We start from the raw sequence: 20,742 nt of genomic DNA on the forward strand, positions 1-20,742 counted from the left end.
TCGACTCCAATTTATCAATAATACCAGTCTGTTTTTATTTCAATTCGAGGGTTGTGACCACTTTTTCCAAGCGCGTTGACCGCAGCATGATACGTTGCTCTTGAACAAACCCCGATACGGTCTATCAACTCCCAGGGGAAGCTGAGTTCCAATAAAAATTCCGCCTGCTTGCCTTCCTTTGCCGAAGGGGAGACCACTCGACCACCCCATTGATTGCTTTGGACTGCATTCCAGTCAATCTCATCAAGCCGGGCCAGATCGCAACGGTCCTCGAAGTAGTAGGCCCCCGCATTGGACAGGGTGAAGGCCCATGACCGCTGATACTGCTGCGCCCAGGCCACCGACCGGCGAAGATCGGCTTCCAGATGAATGATCGGGCCTTGTCCACCTGTGTAAGTCAAGTCGGGATGATTGCCTTGGTAAATCAAATATAGCATAATCGAGCGCGGACAGAAATAAAACGGAACACAGTCGCCCACATGCAAGTGCGGATGACTTGTCAGAGACAATTGCAGCCGTCGTTGTTTGATATGGTTCATCCCTACGGTAGTGCCGGGCGGTAACCGTCGGATGATTTCCGCATCGCACCAAAGGCAGCCATCGGCGATAATCGACGGAAGCCGGTCCACGTGTACAATGTGGTAAATCTTGGGTTGTAGTGGTACAGCCAATTTTAACCCCCCTCACAATCAGGTGGCAGCGTATCGTCTAAGGAGTCGGAATCATATGCGATATTTTTGTCCATTTTGAAGTTTTTTTGAAACAATCAGAGCTTACGAATTTTACTGCACTTTCCTACTCCCTGTCTAATTGTGGATGGTGAGCAACAGAGGCACCACCGCACCCCAATAAATAATCGATTGAACACCGCAGGGTATCGGCCAGTTTGACGATCACATCCGTACTTGTGTGACTGCCAGCCTCAATGCTTTTGATCAGATCGACAGGTAAGCCGGAACGTTTTGAAACTTCTGCTACACTGAAACCCATATCTTCACGCCAATAGCGCACCCGTTTACCCATCTCAGGGTCTTGGGTCGCCGAATCTATCATATCTTTGCTGGTGCCAGGGGCCGAGTATGTTTTTTCATCCTCTTTTACCATCGGGTCAGGAAGTTCAGATGGAATGTAGGAAACTCGTCCCCATAGAAAATAGTCCATTTATTTTTTATGTAACGATGAATCACAACCCTACAATTGAGCCTGATCCCCCTCTGAAATACAAATTACCGCATATCATACTCGCCTGATTTAGATCACATTTTTTTCGCCAAGAATACGAAGTAGGCTCCTGGCAAGACATCCTCAATCCGCCTGACCAAACCGTTTCCCCTATGATCGAGTCCTATCGTAAGGATAACCCTTTGTGCCGCCGCACATTGATTGCCTTCCATTTAAGAAGTGGCTGGTTGTGGATACGTTTTTGCAGGACTTTATCAGATGTTAAAAGCGTCGCGTCAATCTCCCCTCGTTCGAGCAGCAGGTCCAGGAATTCCAGCTCAGCGCCTGAAAAGGGCAGCACCGCAGACAGATTATCTTGACATTCTTTTACCATTCGTGTCCCGTATTCGGCTGATTCCACATGGAGCTCTGGTGAATTGACGCGGATCGTGGGAATCAACTGCCTAGCCAACTCCGTGGCATCGAACTTCACACCATCGGCGGAGACCGTCCTCCAATCCTTTCTATTCATTGCACCATAGACTACAAACCCAATACGAAGGCGATTGGAATCGATTTCGTCCATTCTGAGAATCCGATGGCTGTCGAACAAGTCCCTAGCCTGTCGGCGCGAGAATAGCGCAGCCAATTTCCCGGCCGCCAATTCATTTAGATTCAGCACCGGAATTTCCGTTGCTCGCCATGTCCCGACAGAATGAGAATTCCTGATCGTCACTGGCCACAATGGGACACGGAACATGAAATTAAGATCCACTTCTAGGTTTCCGCCCTGGCCAAAAGCGTTTTTATACCGCAACGACCACTTGCCTCCGGCGTGTTCTTCAGGCATCCGCCTGACAGTGAACCCCTCCCGAGTAAAAACCGCCTGAACGGCTTGTTCGACGTTGGGGCGGTCAGCGAGCATACCATCTCGATCTGCGGTTCCCACATAATTCAAATCGATGTCGACAGAGAGCCGGGGTACATCGAAGACAAAGAGGTTCAAGGCTGTGCCGCCCTTGAGAACCAGCTTCCCTTTGAGGAATGGATGACTCCGTAATGCATCCAGCAGCCCCAACAGCTGAGCAACTTTTTCGAGCATATCCGGTCTGAAGCCTGTCGCTTCCGCTTCGGCTGCAAGTTTCTCGGGGGAAATCTTCATGGCACCTCCCCCCATGCCCGTTCGAGGACTTCATTCGGAACCACCAAGTTCCATTCCGACACGAATCGACCTGATTCTCGCTTTGAACGGTTCAGGTAATGAGGCTGCCTTGGGCGCATGTCGCGAAGCATATTAAGATGTCGGTCCTCAACCATCAAAGTTTCGCGGTGCTGATCGAGAAAAAACCCCACTTTCGCCCCGGTGGTCGCATTTCCGAGCAGGAGCGTGTATTCCACAACCTTATCGAGGTCGAAAAATTCTACGGACTCCATCGACCGCCATATTTCCTCCCAACTTCCCGAGAGGTCTGGACGATCAAGCACATCGACCAAGGTCCGTTCCAGGGTCGTAACCCTCAATTCCTGACCGGATCGCTCTGCGGCCGAAACACCGAAATTTTCTTTCCCAGAACGTAGAAGCGCTTGACGAAACCTCGCTCCCCGGAAAACGTACGCTCGAAAATTCAAAGATCCAAGCGGACGGGATGCCGAGTAGACAAAGTGTGTATGAACCGAGTAAGCCTTACCGTGAAATTCAAGCGAGGTGTGGTGCGACAGCACTGCATCCGGTGTTAACTTCGCGGCTACGAGAAAAGGGTCGATAGGATATGAACCGGGATCAGCCCCCGGGGGGATGACGGCATACAACCCTCGTCGCACCAGGACAACCCGACCGGCCTTCCGGTGATAGGCCAAAAATGACTCCTGCGTTCGTCCGCGGACCTCACCCAGAGACGATAAATGATCAGCCAACTCTTTTCCGGTAAAAACCGGATGCTTTCGGAAAAACTCATCGTGTTTCATCGTCGGCGTCCTTGACTTCGTTTCATGTTACCCATAAAAATTACATGGGTTTCATAATTAAATGTCAAGTAAAAGCCTCGGTCCAATCCAGCCGACTTGACAAATTAACACATAACCCATCTCAAATTATGGGTTTCGCATGTGCGTGTCAAGAACCAAACAACCCCATTACCAGCATTATTCCCCCGCCTCCTGTGGATACCCATAAAGCAGGCTTTCAGCACGTCATAATGGGTTTCCCCGTCCAGCTGTCATTTCAGGATGCCACCACTTTTGTTTTCAATCATTTCCTGTCTTCTTATTTAGATCTTGAACAACAGAGGCACTACCACACCCCAATAAAAAATCAATGGAACACCGCAGGGTATCGGCCAGTTTGACGATCACATCCGTACTTGTGTGATTGCCGGCCTCAATGCTTTTGATCAGATCGACAGGTAAGCCGGAACGTTTTGCAACCTTCGCTACACTGAATCCCATATCTTCACGCCAATAGCGCACCCGTTTGCCCATTTCCGGGTCTTGGGCCACCGAAACCTTCATATCTTTGCTGGGATCGATATCCGAATATATTTTTTCATCCTCTTTTACCATTGGATCAGGCAGTTCAGATGAAATGTAGGAGACTGGTCCCCATAGAAAATAGTCCATGGGTTTCCGGGTCGCCACGGATACAGCTAATATGTAATTTAGCGAGGGATTTTGCCTGGCGTTGGCACCGTGAATATTGGATACCACGTTGATCCTCACACCCACTTTATTCGCCCACTCCGTCCTGGAATAACCTTCCATCTCTTTTTCGATACGCTGAAGGACTTCTTTAAAATCGACGTCGACATGAATATTTTTCATTTTATATTAATTTTTTTCTTGACAATCAGTTATTTTATTATGTAACGATGAATCAAACCCTACAATCGAACCTGATCCCCGTCTGAAATCCGAACGAAAGCGCCTCATACTCGCCTGATTTAGATCACTTTTTTGTTTGTTCGCCAAGATTACAGAAGTAGGTTCCAATTTTTAATAATAAATGTAATTGCTGAACGTAAGTCGGAACGCAATATGTTTTCAGCGTTAGAAGGTTTCAATAATGCTGAAATCCTGGATAGGTCTACGCATAAATTACATTAATACGGAAATGGAATCAAACCCTATTCCGATGGCAGCTTTTCATTTTTCATTAAATAAAAACAACGTAGGGAAAAAATGGATGTCGTCGATGAACTTGAGGAAGAATTCGGAAGATCGTTGACCGCAAAGGAACTCGCCCAACTGTTGCGGATCGATCCCCGTACCGTCAACCGGTATGCAAGCAGATGGGGCGGTGTCGAAGTGTCACCAAACCGGTATCGGTTTTTTGAAAAATCGATCAAGCAAGTGTTCAGCCATGCCAACAATCATCATGAAACGGGGCAAGCGGCGCTACATCAGCCAGATCATGGTAAACGGCGTGAAAAAGTCCAAACTGTTCCCGGATACCAGCAAGGCGTCAAAACAAGCCGCCATGCAGTGGGAACTCGAGACCAGAAAGCGTCTCGAACGGGAGTCGATCGCCACCAGATGTTTGTCGATCATCGTTTGGATCAATGAATACCTCGATGAAGTGAAAGCCCGCTATTCCCAAAAAACCTATGAAGAAAAGAGAAAGGCGTTCTCCCGCTTTATCGATCACAGCGGCTATTCAATGGAAACACCTGTCGATGAGATTAAACGGGATGCGGTTCGTGCCTTCCTTCGGCACATATCAACAACGATCAGCGGTCACGCAGCCAACAAAGCGCGAAAAAATTTAGGCGCGGCCTGGCGCTGGGGAGAACGCAATATCGAGGACTGGCCCCATATGCCCAACCTCTTTTTGACAAGCGAGCGATTCAAGGTGGAAAAAAACGTACGATACGTCCCTCCTGAAACGGATTTTTGGAAGGTCTACGCAATCTGCGAAAGGCAGGACCAAGTGATGCTGCTGGCTTTCTTCCATCTCGGTGCACGCCGAACCGAGCTGTTCAACCTGAAATGGTCCGGAGTCGATTTTGTCAGGGAGCAGGTATATCTGCAAACCCGTAAGCGGGACGGTGGCATGGAAGGGGACTGGATCCCTATGACTAAACAACTTTACCGGGATCTGACCGCATGGTTAAAAGAACGCCAGAAGATGGCAGGCTTGGATCAAGAGCATGTGTTCGTCTGTTTGTCACAAACCGCTTTTTGCGATGACTATTACGGAAAACCATTTCAGAAGCGTCAGCATTTCATGGAGAAGCTATGCAAGAAGGCTGGGGTAAGACCATTTGGGTTTCATTCGATCCGTCACATGTTTGCATCCTGGTTGTGGCGTAAAAATGTTTCCCTCGGTCATATCCAGCAGCTCTTACGGCACCAGAGCCCACGGACCACTGAACGATATCTCAAATCCCTCGGACTCGAAACGGTCAGAAAATCGCTCCAAATGACGTTTAACCCGTCAGGAGACGATGAATTTCCACCAAACTAATGCTTTGTGTTATGTCCGAAATTTATGGTCAGAGGGTTGATCGATGAATTCACTCAGATCAAAATTTGGGAAAGCAATGGATGATAAGCCCGGCTTTGAATTCTTGGATTCCATTTTGTTCCATGATTTACAGGCCGCAGGTTACACGACGGGTCGTTTCAAGGATATATCAAACCGTGGAATGGGAGGACTGCAAATGATGGTGTCCGAACAAAAAAAACACCTTCAGAACATGATTTTTGAAGACATTTTTATGTCCAGAATTTATGTCCAAGGAACGATTTCAAAGCAACAAAAAAGCCACTTATCAGCATCAAACTGCGTAAGTGGCCGTAAACAGGGAAATAAAATGTATGTAAAAAGTGGCGTCCCCAAGGGGATTCGAACCCCTGTCGCCGGCGTGAAAGGCCGTAAGGCTAAATTTAGCAAGAGCAGGAAAACACAACATATTTTCATTATTCCAAAATGTTATCCAATTTTACGATTGTACCTGATCACCCCTAAAAGTACCCTGAAATACCTGTCTGAGGAAGGCGCCTACTTCCTATGTACTTCCTAAAAATCCCTATATCGTCATTTAATTCAACCATTCCCATGGTATCGTCAAGAAAAAACTTCATCAGTTTTTAACCAACAACGCCGCTCTTATCGTCTGTCACCTTGTGCTGCCTCCCGCTTCGGAAAGGTTTCTGCGTTTCGGCAAGGTAGGGATCGAGGTTGAGCCACCTGCGGTAGGCGGCGACGTAGCCTACGCCTAACATAGGCCCTATCATAAACACTCGCTCGCGCGTAAATATAATTGCACCCCCCTTTAATCGCAAGAAAAACGTCCGCTTTCTTTGCACTCGATTACTAAATCGACTATATTGCCGCAATCAGAAAGAAAACCCGTCTGATGAACGACGTTTATAATACCCCGCAAGAAAATAAGATTGTCGTTGATCACCCGTCGAGAAAAACAAGACAGGGTGTAATGGTCAAGTAAAAACGGACACGGTTTTAAGCAGCCTTCCGTAATTGCTCTTTCTCATAGCCCATAAGACTGATATATCCCAGCGTCGAATGCAGACGCAGGGCATTATAAAAATTGATGTGGTCGACAATTTCCAGCCGGGCTGATTCCCTGGTTGAAAATCTGATCCCGTCAAGCCGTTCAGTTTTCAAGCTGCGGAAGAAACGCTCCATCGGTGTATTATCTTAGCTAATCCCCATCCAGAAATGGATGATTTTTATCTTCTCAGCGATGAAAAAAATTTCCGCTGCGTCGGTGAGAAGTAAATTTTGGGACGGAACAGACTTTATTGGTTATATGCCCACAAAACCCATCATCCAGGCGCTTCTATGCTCTGGTTGATCAGCGGGCGTCCAGAAGTTGCCGTTTAGGCGGTCGCCAGTTTCTTTCTGGCCATCGTTAGCAAATTGGCGGCAACAACCGATGACAGAACGTAACATTTGAAAGAACGGAATCCTTTCCATGTACAACGTGTCAATCCGAAACTGCGCTTGAGCCAGGATATTCCGGCCTCGATACCGGCACGGAATCTTCGCAGCTTCTTGTAAACGTAATGGCTGCGGCACATGTCTGTTTCTTTCAATCCGCGTTTTTTGGCAAAACAGACATCTTTGATTTTACGCTCTTTGGCTTTCGATAAATTGTCTTTGGAGGCGAACCCACCGTCCAGGGCGACTTTCAACGGATACCGACCGTAGATTTGTTTCTGGCGATCCAACATTTGTTCAACCAAATCCGTGTCGGCAGGATTGCCTTCAAGGATCACGCAATCCAGGATCAGGTTGGAAGCGCCTCCGGTCAGGCAGATTTTATGACCGTAGTGGGTATCCCGGCGGCCTTTGACGATAACGTCGGTGTGTTCTTCAAAGATCGAAACGACTTTTTGGTCGGCGGGGATGCTTTCCCCTTGGATAACACGCCGGAAGGTCTGGTCATAGACTTGCCTGGCCAAGTCGCCATAATGTTTGATGTCGCTGAGCAACGCAAACTGTTCGATATTCGTCGAATGAAGCTTTCCCAAAAAGGCCTCCGCTTTGATGGCGTAACCGATGGTCTTTTGGGTGACTTTGAGTAAATCCTTATACAAGGGAAAGCGTTTCTTCATTGTCTTGGCATACTGGATGCCGACCATTCGACGCTTGGCGCGACGCCGATGGTCAGTAACCCTACAACGCTACTTAGTGTTCTTTGAGAATCTCTCGCATGCGCCTTTTTCGATGTGACAAGTAGGCGCGATGATTCCGGGCCTGTATCCAAACGACCTGTTCGAGCAGGCTTTCAAACGTGTGCCGTTTCATTGGCAGAATAATTTTGAGAAGAATCTTAAGCTGCGACAGCGTAATAGATGGCGCTTTTTTTTCCCATCCTGATTTTCAGGTGCCAGAGGAAAAAATGGGCCAGCATGCACGTTAACATGTGGTGCTGCCATCCAGGAAACTTGCGCACCTCGTAGTGATCCATGCCCAACTCGGTTTTGGCCTCCTCAAAACACTGTTCGATTGCCCAACGCAGACCGCTGAGCCATACGAGTGTTTTCAGCCTCGTGCTCGATGATGCATTGCTGATGAAATAACTGTATTGCGGATCATCACCAAGGCTGCGTCGGATTAGCAGCCATACGGTTTTCTGTGGAAGCCCTTCAGCGGACAGGATGACTCGGCGACGGGTAAACTCATAAACAATGGGTCCTTTGGTACCTTCGGACACCTTCCGCCGATACCAGAAATAATCGTTGATATTCCGGGCCAGTTCTTCCATGGTCAACGGTTTGCTGTCAGGATCGACCAAAAGCGTCTTGGTCCTGGTTTTCCCACCCCAGCGATACGATCGGGTAATGGTCATCGGTCGTTTTAGCCAGCATCGTGTATCTTTGGGAACCGATACGAGGTAGGTTTTGTCCGGCAAGGACTCAACCGCGGCGATAAAATCAGGGCTGATCCCGTATATGGAATCGCCAAGTACATACTTGAAAGGCAGGACGTTTTCTTGATTGACAGCGTTGAGCATCTCGACAGCCAGTTGGGGTTTAGTCAGGAAGGCCGTGTCTTCAGGTAGATTGCACTTTTTCCGGCGCTCGATGTAATCGCCGTTGAACCATTTCTCGGGGAGAAATAGCCGCTTGTCGACCATTGCATATCCGTTTTCCGATACGTAGGCGGCGAAGACGCCAACCTGGCAGTTTTCGACTTTTCCGATGGTTCCGCAGTATTGTTTGGCGACGCCGATAGAGTCCTGGCCCTTTTTAACAAAGCTGCTTTCGTCGAAGATCAAGGCACCGTCAGGACTACCAAGGTCATCATTAACAAAACTACGATACTTGGTTAATATTTTATCGTCGTCCCACGGTGCATCGCTGACGAAACGTTGCATCGCCCTTACATTGCCATCTTTCACCGCCAGTGCGATGGGCTCGATGGATTTACGTTCAAGCGGGCTGAATTGTCCGGCCATGAATTTTAGAAAATGCTCTCTGGATTCGCTGCGTTGAAAACAATCGTAAAATTGTTCGTGGAATCCTTTGAGTTCATTCATAAAATCTTTAACATCGCCTTTGCCAAGATCGAATTTTGGAACCGGATAAAGGTGTTCGTCGCACCGCATGACTGGTAACATGGCCTGCCTCCTACTTTTAGGGGTTGTTGCGTAGTATGGCAGACCTTGGTAAAAAATTCAATCTATATCTTAATAAGTAACGTTGTAGGGGTAAAGGTAACCTTGATACCGAACTCATCGCGGGCTTTGTATAACAAACGGGTCAATACCCTTACGGAATCAAAAAGCTGAATGGAATCGAAAGGTTTATGAATATTGCTTTCAACGACGGTGCAGTCGATGCGGGCCTTTCGGCCTTTATCGATGTTTTCGTCTTTGGCCTGCACCAACAAATCCCGAGAGATGCGCTCCCATGTATCCGGCGAAATTCTTTTGATGTTTGCGTTGAGAGCGGACTTACCAAATCCTTTATCGGCAATACCGATCCGACAAAACCGGCTCAAAGCCCGAGAATCATCCATATGAAAAGCCAACTGTTCATAAGTGAAAGCGTAAAGCTGCTTAACAACTGCCGCCCGCAGCAATTGTTCGGCGCTCATTCCTTGTGCCCCGGCATTTCGATTACGAACCTTTCCTTCGTTGAGATCTTGAAGAACATAGTCACAAATGGTAGGCGTACGATCAATGATTTGGCTGATGATTTCCAGTTCCCTTTCCTGAGGGTGACCGGAAGCAGGTTCGATCAGAGGCATTTGTTTTTGCTGTTTCTTGCGCATTTTGTGTTTGGCCTTTTACTCGTTTGCGTAGTTATTTTAGGTGTTTAGGGAAATACCTTATACTACACACAGTGAGGAAAATCCATCGCAAAATGCGCTTTTTTTATTTATATCAAACGTTTAGTAGTCCGGATGGACACTAGCTATTCAATGGACCCATAGCAAACATTAAATAGGGTTTTGCCTGTGATGATATCACCATTAAGAAATTGGCTCCGTACCTCGAATTTCTGAGGAGTGGCCCTCTATCTATCCCCCAGCCCTTACCGTAGCCCTGCGCGGTCCAGTAACCTGCGTCCTTTGCTGGTTTGTTCGCAAAGAGAAACCACGAAGTTTCTGGTGGATGGGTTGTAGAGTGTAGCCTCCAAATTTTTGGCGTCCCAGTCGTGGTGCTCGACAAATGCCCTAACCAGCCCCCTTCGAAGGCGACCGGCACGATCCCAATTCAATATCAGTGTCCATCTATCGCGGGGAAGCTCGGAATCGAGCCACTGCCAGGCAGACCAGGGTAGCGCCGATTCTATCAGCTTTTGGTGCACCTCCTCGAATGTTCTTGCTACTATCAGGGCGCCGCTCTTCTCACCACGCTGAAGGCCAATAACAAGTGCAAGCGTCGCTGTAACAGCACTGGATTGTAGGCCAGCAGCCTGTTCAACAGCCCCTAAAAGTACCTCGGAATGCAAGCTGGCAAGCGGGGGCCAACGCGGCGTCATTTTTTCAGAAAGCGCTATGAGCAACAAGGGAGAAATAGATCTGGCTTCGCCTCCTAGCCACTGCGCGATGGCTTCTGATTTTGATTGAAGGCCATTCACCCACGTTTTTATCGTACCAGCGTATTTCTCTTCCGCCTCCAATGTATTCAGTTCACTAAGAACAACGTCGACGGTAGAGGTATCCAAACCTTTACCAACTTCGTAGACTAACGAGAATCCAGATGCCTGAACCATCGCACGAATAACTTTTGGGGATGGACTTCCGTGCTCTGTCACTAACTCCAAGCACGTCCGTTGGAATTCCCGTGGTCCATCCCAGACATCCGTCGTTTCCATGCGCTCTGGAGACGACGCCAAAACGCTGCGTACAAGTGATCGATTGTGTGCATGAAAGGTGATTAGTCTTTTAGTGGTAAGTCTGTCCAGAGCGCGACTGCAAATCTCCCTCCCCACGGCTGAGAGCCCTTTTCCTTCAATCACCGTTTCGATTATCGCAAACTGATCCACCCCCTCCTCATTTAACGCATCAACTAGACGGAATTCGAGTTTCAGATCATCGAGATCGAAGGCCTCCACCTGTTCAGTTTTCAGGAGCGCTAGCAGTTTCGCACTCTCTTCAAGTACACCAATCCCAAGGTCTAACTGACTTGAATTTACAACTCGACCAATCACTGCACGCTTCAATTTTTTCGCTGACTTCGGACTCGGAAACGCTGTGCCTATAAGCTCAACAACCCGATCAGCTGAGTCTGAGGAGCCTCTGAAGCTCTTCAGGACGTCCACAACCTCAAGGAAAACACCGAATGCGCGTCTTGTGCCTGGCAAATCTTGTCCATACCTTTGAAAAAGTTGGTCGCTTTCTTCACCAAGGATGGCATCACGAATTGCCGCAGTCGAAACCCCAAGCCGCTCTGGTGAAGATGGATCAACCACAACGATGACATTCTCCAAATTCCTACGACGTTTAAGTCGCGAGGCAACCCTCAAGGGTACTACCTGCAAATCAAACTGATGCTCACCATCTCGCCTACGCGAAAGCGAGCCCGTGCAAAATCGGAATTTACTGCGCAAGGCAGGCCATTGCCTCCACCAGACGGCAAGAATAGCGTCCTGCGTTGGCTTAGAAGACCGCCCTGGAACGACCACCTCCCTGTTTGGGTCCCCATAAAGCGCAGCCATCACCGCAATCTCTAAGTCCTCCGGCTGCTGAAACTGTATTGCATCCTCTTCACCGAGCTCAATATTGATCGGTTTTGAATATACACTTGGCTGTGCCTTTGTTTTCGGCCGTCGATAGAGAGACAGCAACCTCGCCGGCGTCAGACTCGCTATCAGCTGTGTACCTTCGACTAGAAGAGAATGGGTCCAGACGCAGCCAGGGCGGCTCATTTCGTGGGCATACCACGTTTGAGCAAGTGCAAAGTAATCAGTATCGGCTACTGGGTAGCCCGTGAGATATTGCTGGAAGCCTTTCAACGGCTCGTCACCTGACAGATCGCTCAGAACCAGCATTTGTCGGCGTGCGGTCTTCGGTAGCTCAATCGAGCTCGCGATCATCTCATGACCATCGCGATAGCCATGCAGAACCTGATGTACTGCGATCTCTTTCCGCGGGCTCATCGTGTTTCCGCCTCGCATAGCCAGTCGAGAATCTGCGTCAGGTCGTTCGTTTTTGACCCATCTTCGTGAACAAGTCGGATTCGGTCCGATGCATTCGCCATATTCTGCAGTGCTTTAAGCTGGTCCTTCCGTTGGTAGCTCGTGCCTTGAGCACTCAGGCCGAAAACGCGTGTGACAAAAACATGTGGGTTTGCCCGAAGGTATTGTCGCACAAGTGCGAAATGCTTCTCGATGTATTTCACTGGTTGGTTCTCGAATGGAGTCCCATCAAGCTCATCCAATGCGGCCACAACAACTGCAAGGCGGATCGGCGTTCCCCTCACGGAATGCAAGAATTGCAGAAGTTCGGCTACTTTCACAGACGTGCAGCACTTGGAAATATTGAACTGCGACGGTTCATCGACGAAGCTGGTTTCGCTGTCGGGAGTTGCATCTACAGGCGCCGTCTCGCCCTCCGGCTTGACACTGTCTTCAGGCGAGTCAGGACCGGTCACTTCTTCACTGCTACTATCGTCCTCGTCGGTAACATCAATTGCTACCGCAGCAGTATCCTCAACTTCGGATTCCTTTTCGTCATCATCCTCATCCCAATCATCCTCTCCGTCTTCGTCGTCCCAAGATTCACCGATTACGGTTTCAACTGAAGGAATGGAAAACGGGTCTTGCACTTTATTGGGATTAATGAAGAGAAGCGCGCCGGTAGCCTTTCGGTAGAGCTCCGCAAGTCCCTCCCGGAGATCTCGTTCGACAAATTGCTGACGAAAGGTCTCGCCCGAAAGGTCTGGCATCTCGAACTGCGCGAAACTTCCGTCACGACCTTTTAATTTCATCCGAATCGCATTCCCGTCGACTTTCGTCCGCTTCATTTCCTTGTACGAAATCCATTCTTGCCGACGCTTTTCGATGTAATCACGGCTGCCCTCGAACAGCTCGTCGAGTTTCCAAACCCCGTCGATCTCTGGCGACTCCACCACATGCCAGAGTGCCGCAAGGAATGTGGTTTTGCCAGTTTCTGGAAGCCCAAACATAAAAAGACGGGAGCGTTCCTGATCAACTTCCATTTTGCCCCCCTACATTTCTGAGAAACGAGCGCGAGGTTTCCGGCACCTTTGCCAGCTTGATGTGTGGTGTCCGAATGGGGCGGACCCACGCCTGAAAAAGGCCAGCCATTCCGAAACCCTTTTCGAGTTTACTGCCTATAGATGGTCTTGCTGACACACGATGAATCGCAAACTCCCGGACAGCACTGGCGTAGGAGTCCTGAGCCTCTTTGAGCACAGCTTCGGCAAAGTCCTCGATCTGGTGCTCGACAACATAGTCCCACTTTGAGATCACGAAGTCGATCATTGAGTCCGCGCCCAAAACCTCGGTTTCGATCAAACTGCGAACCAAGACTCGCGCCCTGGTCCTCGCCTGCTGCTTCTTGACTGGATTCGCCAGGTGTCGTCCGTCAACCATAAATACCGTACGGCCCATCGCTGCGAGAAGCGGCTTCATGGAGAGCACGTCTTCCCGGTTCATATGCAGTGTGCGGAATCGTTCTCCGGAGGCGTCGCCGATGACAACATGACGGATTGGGTCATTGAGAGCGCTATCCCGGACTGCCAGGTGGAAGTAGTGCACACCGCTGCCTAGAGGAGTCCTACGGGTATCCGGTTTCTCCATTCTCGATGTTGTACGTGATAGGTAACAGCGGTGCTCAAAACCCGGCAGCGTGAGCGAGCCGGCGAATAGAAACCCCGCGAAAGGGCCGCACAAAAACCTGTTGTGAAACTCTGCAAGTAAAGTCGTTTTGCCCACGCGTTTCGGTCCCAACAACATTACAACCTGCATGGGATGAGCAGCTCCAATGTTCTCGAGGCCGTCTCCATTCAGAGCGTCACCCGTATGCAACGAAATCCATTCAGGCACTTCGTCGGTTATTTCGTTTTCCGTGTCTGTCATTCACTTGCCTCTTCCGGCCTCAGGGCGATAGCCAACAACTCCTCGTAGAAAAATTGTGCGCTCCAATCAGCCAGCGACAGAGATGTCTTTGGGTCAAGTCCAATCTTTTTCGAGATCGCAAGCCATTGGTCCTCTTGGCCGAGCTCGCCATTCCATTCGATAGCAGCCGCGGAGGCTGGCATCAGTTTGTATTCAAGCCGGATTTCAGCCCCGTGTGCTGCGAAGTGTCGCCGGCGCCAATCGTGGTCGAGGCTCTCGAGCAAATCGGGGAGTTTGTATTGATCTGCCTCCCGGTTCGTGCCGGCCGCCTTTAAGGCTTTCTTGAGGATGGCTTCGCTCGTTGGAGGAGGCGGAAGCAACTTGATGCGTTTGGCCAGATCCCTTGCAAAAACCACAGGCCGAGCGGTTTCCGCGATCTCGTTGAACGGTTTATCAACGCAGTCGCTATGCTCGGCAAAAAGCCACCACAACACCTCCGTCTCTTCCTGGAGCACCGGAACCCTGGAGTCCGCTGTAGCGGTCTTCCAACGTTTCGCGGCCTTCTTGGTATCCTGCTGAAAGGTTTTGGCACCGGCAGATAGCTGTTTGACGCATTCCGACAGGGCTTGGACATAGGCATTGACCGAATTGAGATTCTGATGGACGATATTCCAGTCGTTCCCCCCTGCAAGATCCGGTGCTTCAGGTATTTCAATAGCGGGTGTACCCCTAAACCGATGGAGTGTATCGGTTCCACTGTGCGCATTCTCTCGAGCTTTTATGGATTGCTGCGCTAAGTAAACCTCCGGCGCCACTATTAAGGGGCCTTGTCCGTCGATGTCTCGGGCGCCACGACAACGTGCGCAAAGCAATGCCAATGCGACGACGTTGGCTGCTGGGTGAATTTTGTCGAGTATGTCCGCAAGGCAGGACGCCGCGAGGACCGTAAGAAGGTTTTCGTTGTCGCTTAGGGGAAATGAGGCGTCAGCGGTTTTAAACGTCTGCTCCAGGATCTCCCGAACATCGTCCGAATCGCTTGAGACCCCAAACACCCATGCGCTGATTCGAGCCGATAGTTGACTATCGAGCTCATTCTGAAGGGTAGCCACACACTTCCACCGGGTCGTGAGAAGCTCATTCGAAGGCTCCGGTCTTACCTTAGAATACCAGTCTGCGAATTTCGGATTCATATCTGCCATCACATCTCCTGTTTCGCTCGTTGGACGAGCTGACCAAATTCGTCTAAGATCCCTCGCGCTCTCGCGCGTTTGATGACCACCTCAATCAAATTTCCATGGTTGAGGTCAGCATCTCCGTCTTCAAGGAGATCTTTCTCGGTGAGCAGTCAATGTCATAAAGTTAAGAAGTAAAGCGATAAACCATTGAATATACATCGGTATGGTGTTACATTGTGGCCGATTTCAGTCTCGAATTACCTATTGCAAAAGGAGAAAATAATGTCAAAAACTTTCAAGAAGCAGAGCAAAGTTGGCATGGAGACTGCTTTCCGAAACCTGTGCCAAAACCGTTGATTATCTAAAAAAAATTCTTCACTCAGAGGACTTTGTCAATCGGCACAAAAAGTCCCAAAAAGATTTTACACGAAACAGAAAATTACCATTTCAAACGCTTTTTCTCTATCTCATTAACTTCATCAAAGGATCATATCAAGATGAACTGGACCACTTTCATAAGGCGCTATTCAGATTGGATGTCCCTGTTGCAATGGTTACAAAAATGGCGCTTTGTTTGGCTCGTAAAAAACTCAAGTCGTCCACTTTTATAGAATTCAACCGCCATCTTCTGGAGTTTTTCTATGACAATTACAAAAGCGTCAAAACATGGCATGGTTTCAATTTGCTTGCGATAGATGGATCGACTCTAAAGCTTTTCAAATACGAAGAAATACGGAAGCATTTCGGCATAATGAAGCCCAAGAACGGCCCTCCGTGCCCCATGGCCCGTGTTTCACAAATGTTTGATGTCTTGAATAAAATTACCATCGAAGCTTTTATAAAACCATACTGCATCGGCGAGAGAGAACTATTGCGGGATCATATGCTCAACTTACTCCCAAACGACCTTCTCTTGTTGGACCGTGGTTATCCAGCTTATTGGGTTTTTAACCTCATTCTCTCTCAAGGTGGAAACTTTTGCGCCAGGATTTCAAAAAGATGGAAAATTGTTCAATCCTTCATCGAATCCGGCCTTGATCAGGATATTGTTGACATAAATGCTTCGCATCAATCCATCAAAGAATGCTCGGAAATGGGCTTGGACACAGCGCCGCTTCGCTTGCGCCTAATACGCATAGAACTTGATTCAGGCGAAATTGAAGTTTTGATCACCTCTCTTACCGATGAGGGAAAATATCCGAAGGAAATTTTCAAAGACCTGTATCACAAGCGCTGGCCAGTAGAAACAGATTACCTTTTTATGAAAGAGCGTATTGAAATCGGAAACTTTTCAGGCGAATCCGAATTGTCTGTCTATCAAGACTTTCATGCAAAGGTATTCGCAAAAAATCTTGCTACGATCCTTGCCTCTCCTGCACAGGCAGATATAGAACTCGAAAGCATGGAGAAAAAGTACGATTATCAATTAAACATGACGCAAATGTTTTCAAAATCCAAAGATACGCTTTTTTTGCTTTTTGAAAGACCTCCCGAGATTGTATTAAAATTGATCCAAAGCCTTCATGAATTATTTAAAGCTGCAACAGAGCCTATCAGGCCGGGACGAAAATTTAAGCGTGAGCACAAGGTCTCTAAGCGTGAACATCACATGCAATACAAGCCTTGTCGTTAACTTTATGACATTGGGTGAGCAGTCGCATTCGTTTAGGATAGGAAAGTTCAAGGAAATCGTAGTTGATGTCGCGGTCGTTAACCGGTGCGATGGGGGCGGCGGCAACGACCTGTGGTGTTGATTGATTCTCGGCGGTCATCGGCTTTACCTCTTTCCCGGTGTTTTCCCAGGCCTGCAGATCGAGAACCACCCGTTTGGGATAGTCTTCCGAGCCAGCCCGGCGTCCAAATCCAGTCTTTTCTGGCATCCATACACGCTCGTACACGAGAGCTTCGAGTTTTCGGTTATCTTCGTGGAATATTCGAAGTTGAATCACGTTATAGCGCGGTTCCCAATCGCTTTCTTGACGATTAGGGTGGAGAGCTCCCGCTCCAACAACAAGACTGTTCTCTATCTTTCGTGCGCGTTGCCGATGTTTGTGGCCGAAAAGCTGGATGCGAGCGTGAGCAAGCAAATAATCCTGCACGTCGTCGCCATCCATCAGCCAATCAAAAGGATGATGGCAAAGAGTCATGTTGACGATACCGGGGTGTTCTCGGAGCTGGACTTGCCTAAGTCCAACTACCTGATTCGGCTTTCCAACATCCTTGTCTTCTGGACCGGAGATTAAAGCCGAATTCAACCCATAAAGCCTTAATTCTGAGCCATCGTTCAAAACAAGTTCGGCCGGACTCGAGTCGCCTTCACCATTCAGCGTAACACGAGAAGACCACGCGACTTCGTTAGGCGATGAGCGGCATCGATACAGGTCGGCGAACGTGTTGTAATTCTCTAACGATCTCAACAACTCTCGTGCGGCGGCGGGGTCGGCGAGTTGTGTCCGCAACCCCTCCTGTGGCTGTCCCGTTTTTCGCACAGTATTGTGAAGGCTTTGGATGATAACACTCTTCTTGATGGAAGACTGGCAGACGTCATGATTGCCAGGGACTACCCATACATGGGAGTGGCGGCATTTTGCTTTGTTGCAAAGGGTCTTCAGCCATTTTGTTGCCGCTTTATATTCTTCAGCTTCGCCCTTGAAGGCAATGTCGCCCGTGATAAGGACACCGTCAACACCATCTAAGAGCTCGATGTCGGATGATCCTAAATCCTCAAGGAGCTTTTCTCGGATGTCTTGGTCAACATCCTGGTGTGAGCCGAGATCCTCGCCATTCAGGTGGATATCGGAAAGATGCAGAAAGACTAGGCGGTTGTCCGTAAATGCATTCATTCTCTGTATCCCCACCACTCGTGTACCAGTGACGTGGCGTTGAGCTCCAAAGATAAGTGTTTGCTTTTTACGCAGCCGAATATGCCAATATAGCACTTGCGTGTCAATAAATTTATGAATACAGTATGTTGTGCAGATAGTAATGTGGCCGGCAACCAGGGGGTGTAACAACCAATGGAACAGAGATTTATGCTAAGGATTTTGTTTCCCCGGACCAGCATGCTTGTAAAGCGTGCTTTTGGCTATCACAAGTCGTTCGCAGATCCGTTTTATAGATAAGCTTTTGTCCGCCGTTGAGGCTTGTGCCATTGCCTTAGTTTCCTCAGATATCGGTGGCCGCCCGCCTTTGCGCCCCCGCGCTCGGGCGGACTTCAAGCCGGCTTGAACCCGTTCAAGTATCAAATCCCGCTCGAATTCAGCCAGAGCGCCGAACAGATGAAATATTAAGCGGCCGCCAGCCGTGGTCGTATCAATTTTTTCTGTCAGGGATTGAAACCCCACTCCTTTCTTTTCGAGCTTTTGGATCATTTGATAAGCACGACGAAAGCTTCGGCCTCATTCAAATATATTTACACAAATGATCCCGGATGCGGTTCTGCAAAATCATGATCAGGTTCATCCGTTCAAGCAGATCCTTTGCCAAAGCCGTATCGATGTCATAATTCCGCAGATATCGCTTGAGATCCTCAAAATGGGCGCTTATCCGATTCAAGCGGGACAAGGTGTCGTCGGACAATTGAGATAAAAGGCGATGTTGATCCTGATCACTCTCCAATCCCTGGGCATCTTCGCTGTCATTGTGCCAGTGCAGGTGTTCGAGACGGATCAATTGACTCACCCGGTCGTCACGGTATCGGGGAGGGTTGGACAATATCCATTGAAACAGCGGGTGTCGTTCCGGCAGAATGCTCGGCCAATGAATAAAGAACCAGTGGATGGATTGTATTCTGTCGATACCCACGGAGAGGGCGTCGGATATTTCTTGCAGTTGATCGGAGCAGTTTCCATCATTCTGATAGAAAAACAATAGAACGCTCGCGGTGTTGCGGACCCAGCCCGGACTCCTGTTGATATGATCGGATATGACTTGAACCGGAATATTGTTTTTGATGCCATCGAATACATAGAGGGTTTCTTTTTGATCGGGTTCCCATTCGTGGTTATACCGATTAAAATTCCGGATGACGTTTTCGGCATCTTGAAAGGACGGCTCTGTTTGCGGCGGGGTTTCAGTATCCGCCATACGGGGGTTTTGTTTCGATGACCGCCCTGAATCCGCCGGGTTATTTTCCGGGCCGTTTTCGGTCTTGGAATCTTCGCTTAACAGGCGGTGGGTTTTGGTTTTGCTCCAGCCAATCCTTTCGGCGATGTCACGTACGGGAAGGTTTTCTTCATCCTTTAGCTTTCGGGCCAGGGCCAATTTCTCGCTCTCTTCCTTTTGCGCAAGACCCTTTACCACTTTGCGCACCCATTGGACGCTGCATCCGACCATGTCGGCGATCTGCCGCTTGTTCCTGACATGGTCCTTGCACCAGGCGTCATGAATGGCCCTTTTGATTTCGCCGGGCTTAAGGGGCTGCGAGGAATCGGAATTGAAACCCACCGAAAGCAGGCGCCACAATTGCGGGGCGGCATCGATAAGGTCGCAGGTAATCTCGGTTCGCTTGAGTTTGATGAAGGCGCTGTACCTGTGGAATCCGTCGATAAGAATGTATCTGCCGGATGTGTTTTTGACGATCTTAATGGGAGGAAATTGGGTGCCCTCTTCTATCAGGTCGCTGAAAAATTCGATGCGTTTGTCGTCTGTCCGCTCCCTTGGATAAATGCTGTCATCTTTGAAAATCTCATCGAGTCTGAGGACTTTTTCCTTTGATTCAAAATGTATCATCGGCACGAAATCTCTCCTTATGTCCGGAGCCGGCGGGTGGCTGTATTTGCTGCTAATGAAATATCGGATATCGTTACAGCGGGTTGCCTACATGCCTGTGATGCTGACGTCCGGGTCTTCCGGTATTTTGTCGTCGGCGCCCCCGGGTTCGAGGAACCGGTGATAATAGTCTCTTTCAAAGATTATGCCTGCCAGAAGGCGAATGGTTTTCGGCTTGCCGGGATCGATCCAGCCGGCCCGGAACCATCTCTGGATCATCTTTTCCGGCACACCCAATGTGTCGGCCCATTGCGCCCGGCGACGGAGCCACCGCTTGTGGCGTTTGTAAATGCGGGATCGGATTTTGCCGATTTCGGCTTCCAGCTGTTTTTGCGAACCCGGTGAGAGGCTGATGCCGAACAGGCTGGTCAGTTCGGATACGATCTGCCGGATTGTGATGGTGCCGTTATCGATTTTCAGATGCCACAAACGGCTTTCTATCCATTGTTCCATTTTGCCGGTGAGTTTCATTTTCTTTTTTCCGATGCCATGCCGTGAAAATATTGCCGGATTATCATTGCCACCATCGGACGTGTCCGATGGTGCTAATATATTATATAGGGACGTGGGAAAATCGGGCCTTTGAAAAACAGCGGCAGATGATCGAATGATTTATTTGACTGTATTTATTGCATTATTT

The 20,742-nt window shown here is 48.9% G+C and carries 18 protein-coding genes and 3 pseudogenes; 4 read left to right on the forward strand and 17 right to left on the reverse strand.

The genetic code is table 11. The features are described from left to right. Positions 1 to 14: 14 nt before the first annotated feature. From darT to GN112_RS06045, 5 genes are all read right to left on the reverse strand, one after another. A complete protein-coding gene (darT, locus tag GN112_RS06025) occupies positions 15 to 671 on the reverse strand; it encodes a type II toxin-antitoxin system toxin DNA ADP-ribosyl transferase DarT (RefSeq protein ID WP_155309396.1) in 657 nt (218 codons plus the stop codon). A gap of 124 nt (positions 672 to 795) precedes the next feature. Beyond that, positions 796 to 1,161, reverse strand: a complete 366-nt coding sequence (locus GN112_RS06030) for a helix-turn-helix domain-containing protein (protein ID WP_155309397.1) — start codon at positions 1,159 to 1,161, stop codon at positions 796 to 798. A 184-nt stretch (positions 1,162 to 1,345) separates the two neighbouring features. Next, entirely contained in the window at positions 1,346 to 2,323 is a 978-nt protein-coding gene (locus GN112_RS06035; RefSeq protein ID WP_197743279.1) for a nucleotidyl transferase AbiEii/AbiGii toxin family protein, read from the reverse strand. After that, entirely contained in the window at positions 2,320 to 3,126 is an 807-nt protein-coding gene (locus GN112_RS06040) for a type IV toxin-antitoxin system AbiEi family antitoxin domain-containing protein (protein ID WP_155309399.1), read from the reverse strand. The genes GN112_RS06035 and GN112_RS06040 overlap by 4 nt, the downstream gene beginning before the upstream one ends. A 279-nt stretch (positions 3,127 to 3,405) precedes the next feature. Further along, positions 3,406 to 3,978: a helix-turn-helix domain-containing protein gene (locus GN112_RS06045; protein ID WP_155309400.1), complete on the reverse strand. Its 573-nt coding sequence runs from the start codon at positions 3,976 to 3,978 to the stop codon at positions 3,406 to 3,408. A gap of 357 nt (positions 3,979 to 4,335) precedes the next feature. Here GN112_RS06045 and GN112_RS33535 point away from each other — a divergent pair, with 357 nt between their 5' ends. The 3 genes from GN112_RS33535 (at position 4,336) to GN112_RS06055 (ending at position 6,179) form a co-directional block, all read left to right on the forward strand. Continuing rightward, complete coding sequence (locus GN112_RS33535) at positions 4,336 to 4,719, forward strand: helix-turn-helix domain-containing protein (RefSeq protein ID WP_162458804.1); 384 nt, start codon at positions 4,336 to 4,338, stop codon at positions 4,717 to 4,719. After that, positions 4,694 to 5,620: a tyrosine-type recombinase/integrase gene (locus tag GN112_RS06050; protein ID WP_162458805.1), complete on the forward strand. Its 927-nt coding sequence runs from the start codon at positions 4,694 to 4,696 to the stop codon at positions 5,618 to 5,620. The genes GN112_RS33535 and GN112_RS06050 overlap by 26 nt, the downstream gene beginning before the upstream one ends. Before the next feature lie 76 nt (positions 5,621 to 5,696). Next, positions 5,697 to 6,179, forward strand: coding sequence for a hypothetical protein (locus GN112_RS06055; RefSeq protein WP_155309402.1), 483 nt, complete (start codon positions 5,697 to 5,699; stop codon positions 6,177 to 6,179). A gap of 440 nt (positions 6,180 to 6,619) precedes the next feature. Here the strand turns inward: GN112_RS06055 and GN112_RS06060 are convergent. The 8 genes and pseudogenes from GN112_RS06060 to GN112_RS06095 form a co-directional block, all read right to left on the reverse strand. Further along, positions 6,620 to 6,817: pseudogene (locus tag GN112_RS06060) on the reverse strand (IS3 family transposase); the annotation flags it as partial. A 182-nt stretch (positions 6,818 to 6,999) separates the two neighbouring features. Beyond that, positions 7,000 to 7,584, reverse strand: a pseudogene (locus GN112_RS06065) (transposase); the annotation flags it as partial. A 371-nt stretch (positions 7,585 to 7,955) separates the two neighbouring features. Next, positions 7,956 to 9,245 (reverse strand): IS701 family transposase, encoded by a 1,290-nt coding sequence (locus GN112_RS06070; protein WP_155309405.1) that lies wholly within the window; start codon positions 9,243 to 9,245, stop codon positions 7,956 to 7,958. Positions 9,246 to 9,307: 62 nt separating this feature from the next. After that, positions 9,308 to 9,901, reverse strand: coding sequence for a transposase (locus GN112_RS06075; protein ID WP_155309406.1), 594 nt, complete (start codon positions 9,899 to 9,901; stop codon positions 9,308 to 9,310). A gap of 263 nt (positions 9,902 to 10,164) precedes the next feature. Then, positions 10,165 to 12,234 (reverse strand): GAP1-N1 domain-containing protein, encoded by a 2,070-nt coding sequence (locus GN112_RS06080; RefSeq protein WP_155309407.1) that lies wholly within the window; start codon positions 12,232 to 12,234, stop codon positions 10,165 to 10,167. Beyond that, the gene (locus tag GN112_RS06085) at positions 12,231 to 13,295 is read right to left on the reverse strand and encodes a TRAFAC clade GTPase domain-containing protein (RefSeq protein WP_155309408.1); all 1,065 of its coding nucleotides are present in this window, start codon (positions 13,293 to 13,295) and stop codon (positions 12,231 to 12,233) included. The genes GN112_RS06080 and GN112_RS06085 overlap by 4 nt, the downstream gene beginning before the upstream one ends. Continuing rightward, positions 13,285 to 14,178, reverse strand: coding sequence for a TRAFAC clade GTPase domain-containing protein (locus tag GN112_RS06090; RefSeq protein WP_155309409.1), 894 nt, complete (start codon positions 14,176 to 14,178; stop codon positions 13,285 to 13,287). The genes GN112_RS06085 and GN112_RS06090 overlap by 11 nt, the downstream gene beginning before the upstream one ends. Further along, positions 14,175 to 15,356: a GTPase-associated system all-helical protein GASH gene (locus GN112_RS06095; RefSeq protein ID WP_155309410.1), complete on the reverse strand. Its 1,182-nt coding sequence runs from the start codon at positions 15,354 to 15,356 to the stop codon at positions 14,175 to 14,177. The genes GN112_RS06090 and GN112_RS06095 overlap by 4 nt, the downstream gene beginning before the upstream one ends. A gap of 289 nt (positions 15,357 to 15,645) precedes the next feature. Between GN112_RS06095 and GN112_RS06100 the strand changes: the two genes are divergently transcribed. Next, positions 15,646 to 16,965: an IS4 family transposase gene (locus tag GN112_RS06100; RefSeq protein ID WP_155309411.1), complete on the forward strand. Its 1,320-nt coding sequence runs from the start codon at positions 15,646 to 15,648 to the stop codon at positions 16,963 to 16,965. Here the strand turns inward: GN112_RS06100 and GN112_RS06105 are convergent. The 4 genes and pseudogenes from GN112_RS06105 to GN112_RS06120 form a co-directional block, all read right to left on the reverse strand. Further along, a complete protein-coding gene (locus GN112_RS06105; protein WP_155309412.1) occupies positions 16,925 to 18,175 on the reverse strand; it encodes a metallophosphoesterase family protein in 1,251 nt (416 codons plus the stop codon). The two genes, GN112_RS06100 and GN112_RS06105, sit on opposite strands and share 41 nt — an antisense overlap. A gap of 192 nt (positions 18,176 to 18,367) precedes the next feature. Then, positions 18,368 to 18,718 (reverse strand): annotated as a pseudogene (locus GN112_RS35545) (recombinase family protein); the annotation flags it as partial. Between the two features lie 16 nt (positions 18,719 to 18,734). Further along, positions 18,735 to 20,069 (reverse strand): ParB N-terminal domain-containing protein, encoded by a 1,335-nt coding sequence (locus tag GN112_RS06115; protein ID WP_155309414.1) that lies wholly within the window; start codon positions 20,067 to 20,069, stop codon positions 18,735 to 18,737. 81 nt (positions 20,070 to 20,150) lie between these two features. Then, on the reverse strand, positions 20,151 to 20,573 hold the full coding sequence (locus tag GN112_RS06120) for a hypothetical protein (RefSeq protein ID WP_155309415.1): 423 nt from the start codon (positions 20,571 to 20,573) through the stop codon (positions 20,151 to 20,153). Between the last annotated feature and the right edge of the window lie 169 nt (positions 20,574 to 20,742).

This window comes from Desulfosarcina ovata subsp. ovata (genome assembly GCF_009689005.1).
Classification (GTDB): Bacteria; Desulfobacterota; Desulfobacteria; order Desulfobacterales; family Desulfosarcinaceae; genus Desulfosarcina; species Desulfosarcina ovata.

Excerpts from the sequence above, each read along its gene's own strand:
- GN112_RS06035 (WP_197743279.1), bottom strand. The coding sequence starts at position 2,323 with ATGAAGATTTCCCCCGAGAAACTTGCAGCCGAAGCGGAAGCGACAGGC.
- GN112_RS06105 (WP_155309412.1), bottom strand. The coding sequence starts at position 18,175 with ATGAATGCATTTACGGACAACCGCCTAGTCTTTCTGCATCTTTCCGAT.
- GN112_RS06090 (WP_155309409.1), bottom strand. The coding sequence starts at position 14,178 with ATGACAGACACGGAAAACGAAATAACCGACGAAGTGCCTGAATGGATT.
- GN112_RS06120 (WP_155309415.1), bottom strand. The coding sequence starts at position 20,573 with ATGAAACTCACCGGCAAAATGGAACAATGGATAGAAAGCCGTTTGTGG.
- GN112_RS06070 (WP_155309405.1), bottom strand. The coding sequence starts at position 9,245 with ATGTTACCAGTCATGCGGTGCGACGAACACCTTTATCCGGTTCCAAAA.
- GN112_RS06075 (WP_155309406.1), bottom strand. The coding sequence starts at position 9,901 with ATGCGCAAGAAACAGCAAAAACAAATGCCTCTGATCGAACCTGCTTCC.
- GN112_RS06085 (WP_155309408.1), bottom strand. The coding sequence starts at position 13,295 with ATGGAAGTTGATCAGGAACGCTCCCGTCTTTTTATGTTTGGGCTTCCA.
- GN112_RS06040 (WP_155309399.1), bottom strand. The coding sequence starts at position 3,126 with ATGAAACACGATGAGTTTTTCCGAAAGCATCCGGTTTTTACCGGAAAA.
- GN112_RS06095 (WP_155309410.1), bottom strand. The coding sequence starts at position 15,356 with ATGGCAGATATGAATCCGAAATTCGCAGACTGGTATTCTAAGGTAAGA.
- GN112_RS06055 (WP_155309402.1), top strand. The coding sequence starts at position 5,697 with ATGGATGATAAGCCCGGCTTTGAATTCTTGGATTCCATTTTGTTCCAT.
- GN112_RS06080 (WP_155309407.1), bottom strand. The coding sequence starts at position 12,234 with ATGAGCCCGCGGAAAGAGATCGCAGTACATCAGGTTCTGCATGGCTAT.
- GN112_RS06045 (WP_155309400.1), bottom strand. The coding sequence starts at position 3,978 with ATGAAAAATATTCATGTCGACGTCGATTTTAAAGAAGTCCTTCAGCGT.
- GN112_RS06030 (WP_155309397.1), bottom strand. The coding sequence starts at position 1,161 with ATGGACTATTTTCTATGGGGACGAGTTTCCTACATTCCATCTGAACTT.
- GN112_RS33535 (WP_162458804.1), top strand. The coding sequence starts at position 4,336 with ATGGATGTCGTCGATGAACTTGAGGAAGAATTCGGAAGATCGTTGACC.